The sequence below is a fragment of the Variovorax sp. GW821-FHT06D12 genome, assembly GCF_059419205.1.
This window is the reverse complement of record NZ_JBWKRI010000002.1, coordinates 411584-427410: the sequence shown is the minus strand read 5'-3', so window position 1 is coordinate 427410 and position 15827 is coordinate 411584. Positions and strand designations below refer to the sequence as shown.

The following is a 15827-nucleotide window of genomic DNA, read 5'->3' as shown; positions in this document are numbered from 1 at the left end:
CTCACAAATTACAACATCAAACTCTTGCGCATTCGCGAAACCATGCGAGTTTTGCAGGCGCTTTCTCGCTCCGATTCGAGTGCGGCCAGGACGATCCATTCCTTCGGGTCTTTTCCGAGTTCTTCGGCCAATGCTCCAGCGATTGCCGGGCTGAGGTGGCCGCGTGCTTTGGCCGTGTGCAGTGTCTGGCGGGCCAGCTTGAGCTTGTCGGCCCAAAAGGGGGCTGGGTGCAGGCTGAATGCTTGGTCGAGAAGGTGCATGGTCGTTTGCATATGCGTGTTTCTCCTGTGTGGGTGTGGTGCGTTGACTACAACGTGCAGTCATCTTACGGAAGGGCTTGACTGCAAGGTGCAGTCAACCTAATCTCCGGTCCGTGACTGCAATATGCAGTCACAGACTTTACAGGAGCCGCGCCCCTCGGGGCTACCGCCAGAAGCAGCGGCTCTCAACTCAGGAGCCGGCATGCACCAAATCTCTTTCGCTGCGTTCGCGCAACGTCCCCTCTGTCCTCCCCCACCTGCTTCGGCTAACGGCTCGGTTCTGAGCTTGCCGGCTCCTGCTGAGCCCGGGGTGGGGGTGGACACCCTCCGTGGTCCGTTCCAGTGCTTGTGTCAGGACTGCCTGCATGTGCAGACCTACGGCACTGAGGCCGCTCAGATCGAGGCGCACGACGAAGACACGTTCTGTGAGGCCTGCGGCACAGGCGTGATGTGCGCATGCCTTGGGTGTGTGGATTGGATCAGGCATCACGGCTCCGAAGGTGCCCTGTGACCCCCGCTCAACGCTGGTCCCTCATTCGTCGTCGCGAGTTTTGGACGCAGGGGAGGCTGTTCTGACTCGCCAGCTCGTAGCCCTTGCTGAGGGCTTCCGGCTGGCACGTCGCCAGGGCCTGCCGCGACACGCGGCCATCTAGGAGCACCACATGTCTCAATTCAGTTCCATCATTGAAGTTCTCGCCGTCGAAAACGAGGAGCGCGTCTCCAAGCGCACTCAGAACAAGTACACCCACTTTGCTGCGCGCTGCGTGCTGCGCAACGACAAAAACGAGGTGGTCACGGTCGGCACGCTGCGTAGCGATCAGATCATTCCTGAGCTGCGCGATCAGGTGAAGGTCGGTCTTTTCGCGGCAACGTTCTCCCTGCGTGTCGCCGACTGGGGCGAGTCCAAGGGCGACATCGTGTCCGTGCTCACGGGCTTCACGCCTGCCGCAGCACGCCTGCCGCAGCAGCCCTCGAAGGGTCAGTGATGTGCCCCGCCGTTGATACGTTGTGGATCGCGGCGGGCGTTGTGCTCGCTGCAATTCTCGTGCTCATCCTTGCGGCCCGGCTCTGGGTTGCCGTCGCGGACTACCTCCTGCGTCGTCGCATCACGTTGCGCGGTGCCATCGGTAGGGCGGTGGCTGCGCCTTTCGACCGTCTCGAAGATGCCCTTGCTGCTGCTGTAGGGCTCAAGCCATGAGCCGCCGTGTTCGGCTGAGGCTTGCGCTCATGGTGCTGCTCGCAGTGTTGATGGGCGTGCTCGTGGTCCTTCTCGTTGACCGCGCCATGGGTCCGCCTCGTTCCTCGTTGCTCGGGGTCGAGCGTGTTGAGCGCATGCGTCCTCCGGGTTTCGATTCGTTCACCGCTCACGAGCAGGCCGCTTTTTTTCGCGCGATCTGTGAAGCGGGCTTCACGCCTGACCTGATGCGGCCCTTGGGCCTCTACCCCGGTTTCCCCAGTCGCAAGCCCTTCATTGAGTGCCGCGCTCTGTGAGTGGCTTGCGGTTTTTAACTACGCGATAGGAGCTTTTATGGCAATGAGCCCTGATGAGGATTCCGAGTTCGATCCCGAGGCCGATTGCCCGCACTGTGGTGCCGAGCATGGCTATTCAGAGTGGGAGTCCGCCGACGGCTTAGAGGATGCGGTCGTGTGTCCTTCGTGTTCGGGTGTCGTTGAGGTCGAAGAAATTTATCCGTCGGCCTGATGCGCTACCTCGTCTGCACTGTCGATGCGAATCCGTGCCCGCCTGAGAGTGTCTCGTCGGTGCCGTTTCTCGAAACCATTGACTTCGCGTCCTTGGGCATTACTCCGGAGTCGCTGTTCTTTGTCTTCGGCTGGGGCTTCGCGGCGGTGTTCGCGTTCTGGTTGCTGGGCTTTGGCACGGCGCTCGCCCTGACTTCGATTCGCAAGCTCTGATGACCCGGTAGCCCTGCGGGTCAGGGTTTCCGGGTGTCGGTTTCCGATGCCGTTTTTCAACCAACCTGAAGGAAAAGCAATGCTGAAAAATCTCCACAACCTGAGCCAAAAGTACGGCTCGAAGGCCCTCGTGGTCGCCGCCGTGGCAACTGCATCGACCGGCGCATTCGCGCAGGAAACGAACCCGATCATCACGCTGCTCAACGGCATCGGCCTCTCGGGCGTGCAGGCTGCCGTTCTGGCCATCTGCGTCACGATCATCGCGATCGCGCTGACGCTCAAGGGCCCGGACGTGTCGAAGCGCGTCATTCGCAAGGTCTAAGCGATGCTGGCCGGCGCGCTCCTCGCCTTGTTCTGGGCAATCATCTTGCTCATGGGGGCGATGGGCGCGCTCCTGTTTGTGGCTGGCTATAAGTCCGCGCCATGAATTGGCTGCACGCTCTCTTTCTTGGCATCCTCCTGGCATGTGCCAGTGTGCAGGACGTGCATGCGTCGTATGTGTCGAAGGGCGCTGGTGGTTTGGGCCTTGCGCGCTCGGGGCCGAATACGGCGAGGGCTACTGTCAAGCCGACTGGTAGTGATTTCGATGCTCTGTTGGGCAAGCCTGCGAATCTCAGTGGCGGCCAGTCTGATTTCGAGGCCTTGTTACAGATGCCGTTCAAGCTTTCTGATCTTCCGCCGGACAAGGGAACGGTCAAGGGTGTATTGACGCCCGCGAACATCGGCAAAGCGTTGCGCGGTGGGATTGGTGGCTACGTTGCAGGCGAGGCGTTTAAGCGATTGACTGAGGCCGCTTGTGTTCGGCTTGCTGGTGGCTCGATGCAGCCTATCCCGAGTGGTGCATGGGAGGAGTGTGTCCCCGGACCGCCGCCGGTTCAGTCGGATGGCTTCTTCTACTACACGGATACGAAAGCCGGGGTTCCCACTCACCATAGCTCTGCTGCTGCGGCGTGTTTGGAACACAAGGAATGGTCCGCTCAGGTTTTTAAGGGGTCGAATCCAACAGCAGAAATTTTGGGGTCGGAGACGCTTACATGCGCTGTGCCATCTACCAAAGCGCGTGTTCATTGGAAGATCGGTACGGTTACGGCTTATCAGGACCGCACGGCTTCAATGTATCGAGCGGCGAGTGGGTGTCCGGCAGGGAACTACATTTGGTCTGACGGCTCTTGTCACGCTGAACCTCAGGTGACGGACGTTCAATACAGGCCTATCACGACCGATCAGGCGCAGCAGAAGCTCGAAGGCGCAATCCGTGACGACAAGAACAAGAACATCGTTTGGGATGCGATTCGCGACTACTGGGACAAGGGTGGTCAGATTGAGATTGATCAGCCGCTGTCCGTGATCGGACCGGCACAGTCACCAGCGAGCACGACGACTACTCAGACCACGCAGCAAACAGCGAACGGTCCTGAGACGCACACGACCACGAGCACGACGGTCATCAACTACAACTATGCTGGTGACACCGTGACGGTCAATCAGGTCACCAACAACGTGACAAGGAATCAGGCCGGTGATGTGATCAGCACGAGCACGACAACCAAAACGCCTGATCCTGTCGATGACGCGCCGACAGATACGCCTCTGCCTCCTGTCCCGGAGCTCTATGTCCGCAAGTACCCCAACGGCATGGAGGGCATCTATGACGAGTACAAGGATCAGTTCAAAAACACTCAGTTGGTCCAGCTTGCAAAGCAGTTGATGCCCAACGTTGGTGATGGTGGCACGTGTCCTAGTTGGCCGATAAATCTGAACTGGGATTGGTGGATCATGTACGGCGTGCACGACGTAGCGCCGCCTTGCTGGATTTGGGATGTCGCGAAAGCCATCCTCATCCTGAGCGCGTTGCTTTTGGCTCGTGCACTGATATTCGGAGGCTGACGTGGCAGCAGCCTTCACGATGCTTTTCGCGAAGATTTCGGCTGTCCTCACGTGGATCGGTCAGCTCTTCGTTAAGTGCTGGGTCGCTGTATGGGATGCGGTGCGCGACGCGGCGTGTTGGCCTTTCGAGCAGGTCTGCAAGATCGTCGTCAAGGCCATCGCTGCTATCGACTTCTCCGGCATTCAACCCTATGTCAATGCGGCTGGTGGCCTGCCTGCTGAGATAGTCAACATCATGGGACTGCTTGGCGTTGGCACCTGCGTTGCGATCATCGTTGCGGCCATCGGCATTCGACTGGTGCTGCAAGTCATTCCGTTCACGAGACTCGGATCATGATCAATGGCTTGGAGGGAATTCCCGGCTCTGGCAAGAGCTACGAGGCCAGCGTCTTTCAGGCGCTAGAGGCATTGAGGGCTGGTCGAAAGATCATCACGAACCTACCGCTGAATGTTGATGTGTTCGCGGCCATCGATCAGCGATTTCGGTCCTTGATCGAGATGCGGTATGTGGCCGCGCCTGTGCGTGGCACCTGGGACGCGAATCGCGTTGATCCTGCGACCGGCAAGGGTGAGGCATTCGAGCTTTTCGCTGATGGCCATGTCGAGCCTCCTGCTGCGGGTGCAGTGGTGTTCGGCACCGTCTGGTGCTACTGGTCCGACTGGAAGCATCCGAAAACAGGTCAGGGCCCGCTGTTTCTCATCGATGAGTGCCACGTAGCCATGCCGCGTATCGGCACTCATAAAGCGGTGATCGAGTGGTACAAGTTGCACCGGCACTTCAACTCCGATGTGCTGCTGGCAACGCAGAAGTTTCGACAGATGTGCCAGGACATTGCCGAGCTGATGGCGATGGTGATCAAGGTCCGCAAGGCCGATGTGCTCGGCAAGGCCGATAGCTATATTCGCAAGGTTCACGCTGGCTATCGTGGTGCCGTGATCCAGACCGACATTCGAAAGTACGAACCTCAGTTCTTCGCGCTGTACCGCAGCCACACCCAAGGCAATGCTGTATTGGAGGCTGGTGCTACTGACGTGGCACCGCTGTCCGTCAAGTTGAAGCGCTGGACTAAGAGTGTCTGGGCCTTGTCCGCCCTGTCGATCGCGTTCGCTGTGTGGCAGTTCTCCGCTGGTGACAAGCCCAAGCCCGTCTCGGTTGTGAAAACTGCCACGCAGGCCCCGGCTGAACCTGTTGCGGGCGCTACAGCGGGTGTTTCGGCGTCATCCGCAGCATCGTCCCCAGTCGCATCGAAAAATGCAGCTGGCGGTGCGCTTAGCGAGCCCAAGGGTGATCCCGAGCCTTACGCGGGTAAGTCGCTGCACCTCACGGGGGTGATGCGTCTCGGTGGTCGAGTGCTGCACACCTTTGCTCTGTCCGCCTCAGGTGCCGTCTTCGCTCAAGTCACGAGTGATGAGCTGACGGCGGTAGGTTATGACTGGGAGCCAAAGACCGATTGCATGGGCTTTCTGCGATGGCATGGTCAAGCTCGCGCGCTTATCTGTGACGCGCCGCAGCGGCAGGTCGGTTCGCCCGACCGTCCCTTGGTGTTGCGTGACGGCTATGGCTCTGACGGTCGGGTGCCCGCAGGTGCTCGTGGTGATGTACCCGCGGCTGGGCTTTCGTCGCAAGTTCTCATCGATGGCCCCGGCTATCGTGATCCGCAGGCTCTCAAAGGGGGGCGCGGGTGATCCGTTTGTTCAGCGGTCGCCCGGCTTGCGGGATGCTCTTTACGTGCCCCTGCGCCAGCGCTCGCGCCACTGCCAAGCCATCGTCGGAGCGAAGCGCAGACACCTGCACTACCGGCGTGCTTTGTATACGTGCCCCGGGTCATGCGCTCAATGAGAAGCAAAGCGCTCGCGGCTGCGAGCTTCGGAATTCGCCTCCCTATGCCCTTCGTTTTCTCGCGCTGGCGGCCCGCGATGTCGCAAGGCGCGCGAAGGGGGCCCCGCTTGCGGGGGAAGGGCGCGCCGCGCGCAGCGCGGCGCTAACTTGTTCTTAGAACACTTTGGAACAGAGCTACTTTTCCGCCGTCTTGACCGTGATGGTCTGAGGCAAAAAAAGACCCGGCAACGCGTCAACGTTCCGGGTCGGATCGGCATCGAAACTTAGGAGGAACCATGCCAATGGAGCGGTATGTTAATGGGATCAAGTTCGAAGGGAAAGTGGTCCCCGACAAGTGGGTGATCCGCACGTGGGAGTGCAACGGCGTCATGGAGCGAAGTGCGACGCCCTACGTCGCGTGGTCTGAGGTCTACAACCATGGCTTCAAGCTGGATGGCTGGGAGCCCGGTGATGACCGTGTGTTCGACGGCCTGCCGGGTTCGTTGGTCCTTGACAAGCACGAGCAGGCGCTGGCTCTCAAGAGGGCGGCCAAGGACGCAGAGGAACAGGCTGAGCGTGATGCCGCTGTGTTGCGAAAGTCGGCTGCTCGTTCGAAGACCACGGCGCGGCGCGGCATCATCACCGAGTGCTTCGATCAGATGATGACCATCACGTACAAGCGCAATCAGCCTGACCGCACACTCTGCAAAAAGCACTTCAAGGAATGGGTGCGCCGCATGAAGCGTGCGCTCGGCGGTCAGTTCCGCTACGTCGCTGCATTTGAGCCTCAGGAGCGGGGCTCAATGCACGTCCATCTCGCGTGTCACCGGCTCGCGACGTATGTCAGCCACAAGGGCGAGCGGATCAAAAGCTATGAGCTTGGTACACGCATCTGGCGCGATGTTGTTGGCGACCTTGGCGGCCTGTGCTTCCTCGGGGGCAAGGACAAATTCGGTCGTCCGCGTCGGCACAGCATGAGCTTGGCCAAGATGGCGGCCTACGTCTCGAAGTACATCCTCAAGGACTACGAGGACGTGCCGAAGCACGAGAACAGATTCAGCCGCAGCATCGGTGTCGTCGACGTGCCGATTGAATCCATCGTCGTTGATTGCGAGTTTGCCGACCTGATCGGGCTGGTCTACGAATACCGCCAGGGTGATTCGGTGCTTGCCCTGCGTCCGGGTCGGTTCAATGACCGGCTGTGGTTCTGCAAAGAGACGCCAGGGGGGTTACCGCACTAGTCGCCAGGCGAGCAGTAGCAGCACGGCGATGCAGAGCCACACGAGCAGCTGGATGCTCCAGTGCCAATCGCTTCCCCAAAGCTTTGGAGGGTGCTTCCCGTTGACTCGGCGGATCAGGTCGTCTGGGTCGTTGCGCTTCGATGGCGCGGCACCGGTCGCCCGAGCCGCACGCTCTTTCTCGTCGCGGTCTTTCCAGTACCAGTCCCTGTCTTGCACTCCCATGGGGTTTCTCCTTTCCTGTAGTCTACAAGTGCTTACAAAAATCGCGGAGTGCGGGGAGGGCATGAAGTGCTGATTGGTTATGCACGGGTGAGTACGGCAGAGCAGGAGGCGGACCTGCAATTGCGTGCGCTGAGGCGCTATGGTGTGCGTAGGGTGTTTTGGGAGACAGGATCAGGGGTAGGCCCTCGGCCCGAGCTTCAGCGTCTTCTGGGGTCTCTGAGGGAGGGCGACACCCTTGTGGTCTGGAAGCTTGACCGCGTTGCGCGATCGATGCAGGAGGTCTTACGGGTAATGGATGTGCTGAAGCTCCGAGGTTGTGGCTTCAGGTCGCTCACTGAGCCGATAGACACTTCGCATTCCTTCGGCGAACTCGCCTTGCAGATGATCGCGGCGTTCGCTCAGTTCGAGCGGAGTCTGATTCGGGAGCGTTGCGAGGCGGGGAGGGTGGCTGCTCGAGCACGTGGGGTGCTGTTTGGCCGTCAGCCGTTGGTGACCGGGGAGGATGCGCGTGTTGCGGCGATCCTGTACCGGGAGGGTTTTACGCTGGGGGAGATTGCGCAGATGTTCGGGGTATCGCCTACGGCGGTCCGGTCTGCGCTTGTGAGGGATGGGGTGACGAGGCGTGCGTGGGGCGGGCGGCGGTATCGCAGGTTGAGCTAGGCTCGGCGCTTCCGACCGAATTTTTCAAAGTACAACACTAAAATCTTGCAATGCTGGACGACCGTGCCAAGTTGCTGTTGAAGACGCTGGTCGAGCGTTACATCGCCGATGGGCAACCCGTCGGATCACGCACGCTCTCGCGTTCGGCGGGGCTGGATCTCTCGCCCGCGACCATCCGCAACGTCATGTCCGACCTCGAGGCGCTGGGGCTCATTGCCAGCCCCCACACCTCGGCCGGACGCGTGCCGACCACGCGCGGCTACCGGCTCTTCGTCGACACCATGCTGACCGCGCAGCGCGAGCAGATGAGCACGCCAAGCCTGGCGGCCGACCAGCCGCAGAAGGTGATCGCCAACGCCGCACACCTGTTGTCGAACCTGTCGCAGTTCGTGGGCGTCGTGATGGCGCCGCGGCGCGTCTCGGTGTTCAAGCAGATCGAATTCTTGCGCCTGTCGGAGCGGCGGCTGCTGGTGATCATCGTGTCGCCCGACGGCGACGTGCAGAACCGCGTGATCTTTCCGGAGTCCGACTACTCGCAGTCGCAGCTGGTGGAGGCCTCGAACTACATCAACGCGCACTTCGCCGGCCTGACGATCGAGCAGGTGCGCGACCGGCTGCAGTCCGAAGTCGAGAAGCTGCGCGGTGAAATCGCCGCGCTGATGCAGGCCGCGGTGCAGGTCAGCTCCGAAGTGCTCACCGATGCGCAGGCCGACGACGTCGTGATTTCCGGCGAGCGCAACCTGCTGTCGGTGACCGATTTTTCCAGTGACATGGGGCAGCTGCGGCGTGCCTTCGATCTTTTTGAAGAGAAGGCGCAGCTGATGCGGCTGCTCGACGTGTCGAGCAAGGCCGAGGGCGTGCGCATCTTCATCGGTGGTGAAAGCCAGGTCGTGCCCTTCGAGGAGCTGTCGATCGTCAGCGCCAATTACGAGGTGGACGGCCAGGTGGTCGGCACGCTGGGCGTGATCGGCCCGACCCGCATGCCGTACGACCGCATGATCCAGATCGTCGACATCACGTCGCGGCTGGTGAGCAACGCGCTGAGCCACCGCAAGTAAGCGGCTGCGCGCGGCGCATAGAATCGGGCCCGCGTGGGCCGTTAGCTCAGTTGGTTAGAGCAGCGGACTCATAATCCGTTGGTCGAGTGTTCAAGCCACTCACGGCCTACCACCAAATAAGAAAAGCCTGCTATCCAAAAGATAGCAGGCTTTTTCGTGTAGGCGCCTGTGAAGGCCCCGACCTGGACACGCAGACGATATCAGTTGTTGCAGGGTGGCATTTTGCGGAGCCACCAGCCGACTATGCGGCACTGTATGAAAAGACATGGAAGGAAAGCAGTATCCCTACAATGCATGGTAGTGGTCGCAGGAAACCATGTTTAACAAATAGCTCATATGCCAACACCAGGAAAATCATTGGTCGGTTTCATGGACGAGCCATCTGCCGTCGCCTATCTGCGTACCCATTGTGTGCCGCCTCCAGGCGCTGACGATTCCGTATTGATCGCAGACTGGCGTTCAGCGGTGGCCAAGCTTGGGGTGCCAACGCCGCAGGCTGGACACCCGACCGTCCAGCCGATCCCGGCAAGCCATACCCCGCGCATAGCAGCCTTGTATGCGCAACCTTGGCTTCAGCCTTGGATGGGGATGATTGCGCAGTGCCGATTCGAACTGGTCGAAATAAGACCCCTCCTCGCATTCCAGTTTCACGTTGATGCGAGCCGGTCTTCCCATCACTGCGCGCCGTTCTCCGCGCCGCCGACGCTCGATGAATTGATTGATGCGTGCTTGCCCAGCAACGCGCCTATCGAGCCCTATCAGGTCACGCCGGGAGCAAATTCTTTGCTGATCAGTTCTCGTAGCTTGAACTGGAAAGCTACGACGGCCGGGATGCTATCGCCTAACCACGCTGGTGTCGGATTCAATATCAGCCTGCCATTGGTGCACGTGGTGCGATACAACGGCAAGTACCTGCTGCACAACGGTTTCCACCGAACGTTTGGCGCTGGACTAGCAGGGGCCACTCATGTGCCGTGCTTGGTGCGCGATGTCGCCAGCGCAGAAGAGGCTGGGATTAACGCGGCCGGCGGGACTTTCTCTGAGAATCTTCTGTTCTCACATGACCCGCCGACGCTTGCTCACTTTTTGGACGCAAAGGCTCACGACGTGAACCTAAGAATTTTCACCCGTTCTCTGCACGTGAGTTGGGCTGAGTACTCTGTACCCTTCGAGTAAGGCTCAGTAGCTGAAACTGAATTCCTTAAAGTTCGTTTGAACGACCGGCGACGAATCTGGCGCCGGATTTCTCCGAACGAGCTCACTCTGCCCCCGTAGCACGTCTTGGGCATGAACGGTCGTAACTACCGTGCCGCGTAGTCCGCCAACTGCCTGCGCCTGCACTGTAGCCACGGGCAATGCCAGCGGGCCGTACTGTGTCAAAAGCTGTTGGACCATTGGTTTTCCTTGCTGTTTCGATAAACATTTAAGGGCGACACCTTTTTTGAAGTGACGCCCATTGACAACTATTGTCGGATGAGAGTAGCGGTACCGTCAACAAGCTTAGACAGGACCGTTACAAAACTATCCTCTGAAAACTACCCACTCTGTTACAAACATCACGGATGCGGTCTCGGCTCTACAACATTTGGCCCCAACCGTCAAATGCAAGAACGAGGTCAACTTTCTTGTGCCGCAGGCAGGAAATCGACGGTGTCTCGTTGGTACGCTGCATTGCAGCGTACCATCAACGATCGGTAATTTCCAACTTTCCTCTAAAGTCCCCGGCGCCACGGGCCAATGCGACTGAATGTGGGGACTCACTGTTGGATTTCTGTGGCTGGCAACCAGCGATACCTCGGCCTTGGCTGATCGGCGCCGCCTACGCTCACCCTGTTGAAAGTCTGCATATGTGAAAGCCATCGCTCGACGGCTGCAGTTTCAACAGTCGTCAAGGTGACCAACTCGGCCACCGTGCACGGGCCTTGTTTCAGTGCTTCGGACATCTGCACAGCACACTTGGCACTGATGTGTTGCGATTGGTTCATGCTTGTGATCTCAGTTTGTTGCGGTGAGGCCATTGTGCTTCAGCGCATATACAAAATCAACTTGTTTTCGTGAGTGCGAAAACACTATCCGCGGTTGTTTGCGCACATACAATTCACCCATGAAGAAGCCCCCAAACGACCGAGGTCAAGGCCGCAAGCCGATCAGCCCAACGGGTGAACTCATGAAGTCGCGGCCTTTGCGAATGACCGACGCAGAGTGGGAAAAGTGCAAGGCCTTGGGCGGGGCGGCGTGGGTGCGTGAACGCATCCGGCTAGCGGAAATAAAAACACTCGAGTAGATGCCCTTTGATCAGGACGGGGCCGTCGCGTCGTCAAGGTCAACAATGAGCCTAGTTGCTGACTCGCTCACGATCGGCTCACCACCCAGCGTTGAACGCCTTCCCGGTCAATCAGCACAGTGCCGTCCGGGTCTCGGATGAACTCACGGTCCTCCAGCCACTTGCCGTCGCGGATCTTCATGCGGATGGAGTTCTCGCTGCGGCCGGTGATGGCCGCGTAGACGCTGACCATCACGTAGCGGTCGGGCGCCAGGTAGACCGGCGGCGGGACCTCTGGCGTCGCTTCACGCATGAGGTACGCGGCGGCCGCGCGCTTTAGCTCGGCATCGGGTGTTTCATGTTGCATTGTCCCAATCCTCTGGTTGCTAGAGGCGCAATGCTAGGGTTTTCGTCGAAACCTCGGGGGTTTCTCCCGAAACCGTTTGCCCTCAAGGGGCTGATGCAGGGAGGCCCTTAACGCCATTCCGCACCGCCGCGAGCCAGGATGAAAGGGCGCGCTGTTGATCCGACGTCGGGGTGGGCGCAGCGCTAGGGAACGTATCCACCATCTTGGCTATCGCGCTTGCCAAGAAGCCGCATGCGTACTGGATAGGCATAGCGCAAACATTGAGCGCCTCGGCAGTACCTGCGCGGAAGGCGCGTAGCTGGTGCACGGACATTGGATAGGTGTGGACGTACTGAGAAAGCCACATAGTCGCGGCCGTGTGGTAATCGTGATTCACCACATTTCGCTCGTTCATGGCTTTTTGCGTGAGTGTCGCGTGCGGGGCGTCATCATCTTGGACCTTCCGCTGCATTCCATTGGAAAGTCGAGTGAACCAGCGGTGCTCTGTTACCTGCTTCTTCAACGAGCTGGCTTCGTCGCGAATCTGCTGCACCTTCGGATGCATTGATCCGATCGCGTCGGCCATCTTGATTCGCCGATGGGCGTCGTGTAGCCGCCATAGCAAAACCCTGAAATCTTGTTCCTCCGGTCCTTCACCTTGGTGCGCCATGTAGCTCAGGAGGTCATGGGCTTCAATCAGACATCGCGCTACTGCACTGGCCGATGCGGGGTCCCAAATCTGCCCCTGCACCTCCGGAAGAGCAGGTGAGAGCCGACGAAGGCTAATTGCATGTGCGAGGATTTTTGTATAGATCGCATCGAGGTAGTTCAAATGCATCTCAGTAGGCAGCATGCCTACTGTTCTTGCTGACACGGAAACCCCGAGCTCAATGAGCCCGTCAAACTCAGCTAGCAAGCGTAGGTAGCGATCCTGTTCCATCCCAACATTGTCGGCTGGCAAAAGGCTCCGTGGTCAATACCTCAGGAGACACTCGCTGCGTTTTTAAGCTGAGACAGAAGCCCTATGATGCCGGCGGCATCGGCTTCGGTGGCCATGTTGAAAAGGCTTCGACGGCCACCGCCGATATCAATGGTCAATGTGTGTGACGTGCTGCCGCCCATGAGCGCCGGCGTGCTTGGTGTAGCCGCGACTGCGGTTGCTTCCAATTTTTCCAGCCGAGCCACGGCACCCTCGAACTGCGCGCGTGTCGCCTGCCAGGCGCGATCGTCGCGCGCACCTTCCAGCGAGATGGCTCCCGGGTTCCGCCGCATGACATCTGCATTCACCTGCGCGTTTTGCTGCAGTGCGTGTATTACGGTCTTCAACGCGGCGACATCGTCGGGCTCCAGCGTGCCAGCTTCCAACTTGTTTCGTAGCTCGAACATGAGCCGGTTATCGACAGCGTTTTGCCCGGACAGCCGTTCTTCGCGCGTGCCTCCGAGTTGCGACTTCACCTCTTGATTGGGGCCAATGATGCCGAGGCTGTCTTCGTTGCGCCGATAGGTGCCGTCGTCGTTGCGTCCGCCTTGCTGGCTGTTCTGCCGGGGTGCGCTGGGCGTCGGGGGCGGCGTGCCGCGCTGCGGGCGCAGGGGGGCGCCGTTCGGCGATGGTGATCCTTGGGCCGCAATCTGTCGTGTGCGAAGCATCTCTCTCTGCAGTGACACCTCCGACGATTCGACGCCCTTGTTCGCGGCGATGGCTGCAGCTGCATACTTCTCAAAGGCAACGATCTTGTCGTCGAGGCTGGTTGTCACGCTGTCGCGGATGATCTTCCAGGACTCTTCGAATCGGCTTGCGGTTGCCTGGAGTTCTTCCGACGACTGCAAACCGAAGTCGTGCAGCGCTTCGCGCAAGCTCCCAACGCCCGGTAGCAGTCCGTCGATCTTCTCCCGCGCCTTTTCGAGGCCCGCTGCAACTTGCTCCCCGGAGAGACGCCCGGCCCGGCCTAGTTCTTCATACCGCTGAATGAGGGCCTGCAGCGCGCGCTCAGTGTTTGCCGAGGCGACTGCCTTATCCAGCGCTTGACCAAGCGCTCGACCTGTCTCTGGCCCCTTTGCGCCCAGCCTATCGAACGTAGCGGCAAGCGCATCGACGTCGTTGAGCATGCGCGCGGTTGTCGCGCCGAAGCCCGTAGCGAGCTCTTGAGCACTCAGGCCAGCACGGCGCAACGACTCGTTGCCCACCGCATCGATCGCGGCGGCCAAGCGGCGAACGCCTATCTCGCTATTGTCAAAAGTCGCAGCCGCTTCGGTTTGAAATTTCCCAAGGTCCTCTGTGCTGAGCGCCGCTGCAAGCGCCTCACGAACTTGCTCGCCTGAGATCTTGCCGCGCACCGCAAGTGCGTCCAGTGCCGCACCGGCTGCCTCGATGCCCTGTACGTTCGAGAGGTCCAGGGCCTTCGCCACTTTGTCTAGCGAATCGGCGACGGTGTCCCCCGCCTGCCGGGCTTTCTCAAACGTTCCGATCAACGCCTGAGCCTCCGTGCCAAGCCCCAGCGCCTTGTCGGCAGCGATCTGCGCGCGCTGTGCCAAAGCCGCATTGGTCTCCGCGAGCGCTCGCGCGGCGGCATCTTGCGCGCGCATGCGGCCTTCGAGGTCGCGCAAGGCATCGTCAGCGCCTCGCCATTTCGCGATCTGCTCGCCGATGGCGGTGCCTATTTCCTTGATGTTGACGGCGACAGCGACCAGCGCGCCGAGCTTCAAGGTCCCTAGGAGGCTCGCTAGCCGTCCGACACCAACTGCGCTCGCAGTACTGGCTGCATTCGCGGCGGTCTGTGCTGCGGTAAAGGCTACCGTTTCAGCGGTGGCCACCTTGGCGGCAACACCGATGCCTGTGAACGTCTGCGCCAGCCGAATAGCTTGGAATGCTGCAGCCGTTTTGCCGGCGGCGAGCAGCACGGACACGACTGTGTCCAGGTTCTTTGCCAATGCATTGATTGCGCCGGCGATGGTCGAACTGGCGCCTGTGGCCTTGTCGACTTCGCCGACATACTGCGTCCAAGCGGTCGACAAATTGGTAATCGAGCGCCCGATGGTCTGCGGCAGTTGGTCGAACTCCGCGCGCAAGGCGGCGCCTTGACCGCGCAAAGCGCTGATGACTGTTTGCGACGTCAGCGTACCGGCCTCCGCCAGCTTTCGAAGTTCGCCCGTCGTGACACCGAGCCCGTCGGCGAGGGCGCGCGCGAGGCGCGGCGCCTGCTCCATGACGCTATTGAATTCGTCGCCTCGCAAAACGCCTGCCTGCAGGCCCTGGACTAACTGGGTGATCGCGGCGCCCGCGCTTTCGGCGCTCGCGCCCGAGAGCTGCGCGGCCTGCGCGATGGTCTCGGTGAGTGCCAGTGCTTCAGCGTTGGTAACGCCGATCTGTTTGCCTGCAGCCACAAGCCGCGTGAAAAGGTCACCGACTGTGCCAACGGCCGTGCCCGTGCGCTGCGCGACCTCGAACACTCCGGATAGCGCGATCTTGAGCGCCTCTCCATCGCCGACCGCCAGCTTGATGCGCGCGGCGAGGTTCGCGGCTTCGTCGGCGGTCTTTGCGACGTCGCCCGCCAAGCCGCCGAGCAGTTGTCCGCCCACAATCGCGGCGGCCGCCTGCTGCACCCCCCGAAGTTGGTTTTGAATGCGCTGCAGGCCATCTGCGGTTTGAGTGTTTGCCGCGACTTGCTGCCGGCCGGAGCTCGCCGCCGCGACGCCGGTACGCTGCAGCTGGTCGGCCAGGTTCTTCTCCGCCGCGGCAGCGATGCGTGACGATGTCGCCGACTTGTCGAGCGCCTCGGCCTGAGTGCGCAGCGCGGCTCGGCTGTCGAGGATGGCAAGCTGTGCCGCCTTGACCGCCTGCCGGTATGCATCGGTCGCCTTGTCGGCTTCGCTGGTCGTGAGTCGCGTACGGGCGAGGGCATCGCGCTGATCCGTCAGCGCCTGTTTGCTCGCCTTCACTTCGGCTTCAAGCGCCGCCTCTGCCGCGCGGAAAGCCTTCGTCGCCGCGGTGGCCGCCTCGAGTTCTGCGGCGACCTTGGCGAACTCTGGGGAGAGATTCTTCCCGGCCGCGCCTAGGTCTTTGAGGTCGTCGGCAAGGCCATCGACACCCGTGGCCTCGACGTCTACACCGAGCGTCATGCGGACATCGCGATTGCTGTTACTCGTTGCCATTGCGGCAC

General features: G+C 60.5%; 15 protein-coding genes and 1 tRNA gene. 12 read left to right on the top strand and 4 right to left on the bottom strand.

All coding sequences use genetic code 11. The features are described 5' to 3' along the window. Positions 1-8: 8 nt before the first annotated feature. Complete coding sequence (locus tag AC07SQ_RS08450) at positions 9-272, bottom strand: hypothetical protein (RefSeq protein WP_495272135.1); 264 nt, start codon at positions 270-272, stop codon at positions 9-11. 650 nt (positions 273-922) lie between these two features. On the opposite strand from AC07SQ_RS08450, the gene AC07SQ_RS08445 reads away from it, so the two are divergent. From AC07SQ_RS08445 to AC07SQ_RS08390, 12 genes are all read left to right on the top strand, one after another. Next, positions 923-1246 carry a hypothetical protein gene (locus tag AC07SQ_RS08445; RefSeq protein WP_495272136.1) on the top strand — a complete coding sequence of 108 codons (324 nt, stop codon included), beginning with the start codon at positions 923-925 and terminating at the stop codon, positions 1244-1246. A gap of 241 nt (positions 1247-1487) precedes the next feature. Next, positions 1488-1751, top strand: coding sequence for a hypothetical protein (locus AC07SQ_RS08440; RefSeq protein WP_495276227.1), 264 nt, complete (start codon positions 1488-1490; stop codon positions 1749-1751). A gap of 210 nt (positions 1752-1961) precedes the next feature. Further along, entirely contained in the window at positions 1962-2174 is a 213-nt protein-coding gene (locus AC07SQ_RS08435; RefSeq protein ID WP_495272138.1) for a hypothetical protein, read from the top strand. A gap of 79 nt (positions 2175-2253) precedes the next feature. Beyond that, positions 2254-2496, top strand: a complete 243-nt coding sequence (locus AC07SQ_RS08430; RefSeq protein WP_495272139.1) for a hypothetical protein — start codon at positions 2254-2256, stop codon at positions 2494-2496. A gap of 101 nt (positions 2497-2597) precedes the next feature. Further along, entirely contained in the window at positions 2598-4061 is a 1464-nt protein-coding gene (locus tag AC07SQ_RS08425) for a hypothetical protein (protein ID WP_495272140.1), read from the top strand. Between the two features lies 1 nt (position 4062). Further along, positions 4063-4398: a DUF2523 family protein gene (locus AC07SQ_RS08420; protein WP_495272141.1), complete on the top strand. Its 336-nt coding sequence runs from the start codon at positions 4063-4065 to the stop codon at positions 4396-4398. Continuing rightward, the gene (locus tag AC07SQ_RS08415) at positions 4395-5747 is read left to right on the top strand and encodes a zonular occludens toxin domain-containing protein (RefSeq protein ID WP_495272142.1); all 1353 of its coding nucleotides are present in this window, start codon (positions 4395-4397) and stop codon (positions 5745-5747) included. The genes AC07SQ_RS08420 and AC07SQ_RS08415 overlap by 4 nt, the downstream gene beginning before the upstream one ends. A gap of 429 nt (positions 5748-6176) precedes the next feature. Continuing rightward, positions 6177-7121 (top strand): rolling circle replication-associated protein, encoded by a 945-nt coding sequence (locus AC07SQ_RS08410; RefSeq protein WP_495276185.1) that lies wholly within the window; start codon positions 6177-6179, stop codon positions 7119-7121. Between the two features lie 270 nt (positions 7122-7391). Then, the gene (locus tag AC07SQ_RS08405; RefSeq protein WP_495276184.1) at positions 7392-8003 is read left to right on the top strand and encodes a recombinase family protein; all 612 of its coding nucleotides are present in this window, start codon (positions 7392-7394) and stop codon (positions 8001-8003) included. A 50-nt stretch (positions 8004-8053) separates the two neighbouring features. Further along, positions 8054-9061 carry a heat-inducible transcriptional repressor HrcA gene (hrcA, locus tag AC07SQ_RS08400; RefSeq protein WP_062476292.1) on the top strand — a complete coding sequence of 336 codons (1008 nt, stop codon included), beginning with the start codon at positions 8054-8056 and terminating at the stop codon, positions 9059-9061. 35 nt (positions 9062-9096) lie between these two features. Beyond that, positions 9097-9173: transfer RNA gene (locus AC07SQ_RS08395), tRNA-Ile, on the top strand. A gap of 224 nt (positions 9174-9397) precedes the next feature. Beyond that, the gene (locus tag AC07SQ_RS08390) at positions 9398-10237 is read left to right on the top strand and encodes a hypothetical protein (RefSeq protein ID WP_495276183.1); all 840 of its coding nucleotides are present in this window, start codon (positions 9398-9400) and stop codon (positions 10235-10237) included. A gap of 1175 nt (positions 10238-11412) precedes the next feature. Here the strand turns inward: AC07SQ_RS08390 and xisR are convergent. From xisR to AC07SQ_RS08375, 3 genes are all read right to left on the bottom strand, one after another. After that, on the bottom strand, positions 11413-11691 hold the full coding sequence (gene xisR / locus AC07SQ_RS08385; RefSeq protein WP_495272147.1) for an excisionase family protein: 279 nt from the start codon (positions 11689-11691) through the stop codon (positions 11413-11415). Positions 11692-11773: 82 nt separating this feature from the next. Next, positions 11774-12502 (bottom strand): hypothetical protein, encoded by a 729-nt coding sequence (locus tag AC07SQ_RS08380; protein WP_495272148.1) that lies wholly within the window; start codon positions 12500-12502, stop codon positions 11774-11776. Positions 12503-12651: 149 nt separating this feature from the next. Next, positions 12652-15819: a tape measure protein gene (locus AC07SQ_RS08375; RefSeq protein WP_495272149.1), complete on the bottom strand. Its 3168-nt coding sequence runs from the start codon at positions 15817-15819 to the stop codon at positions 12652-12654. Positions 15820-15827: the final 8 nt, after the last annotated feature.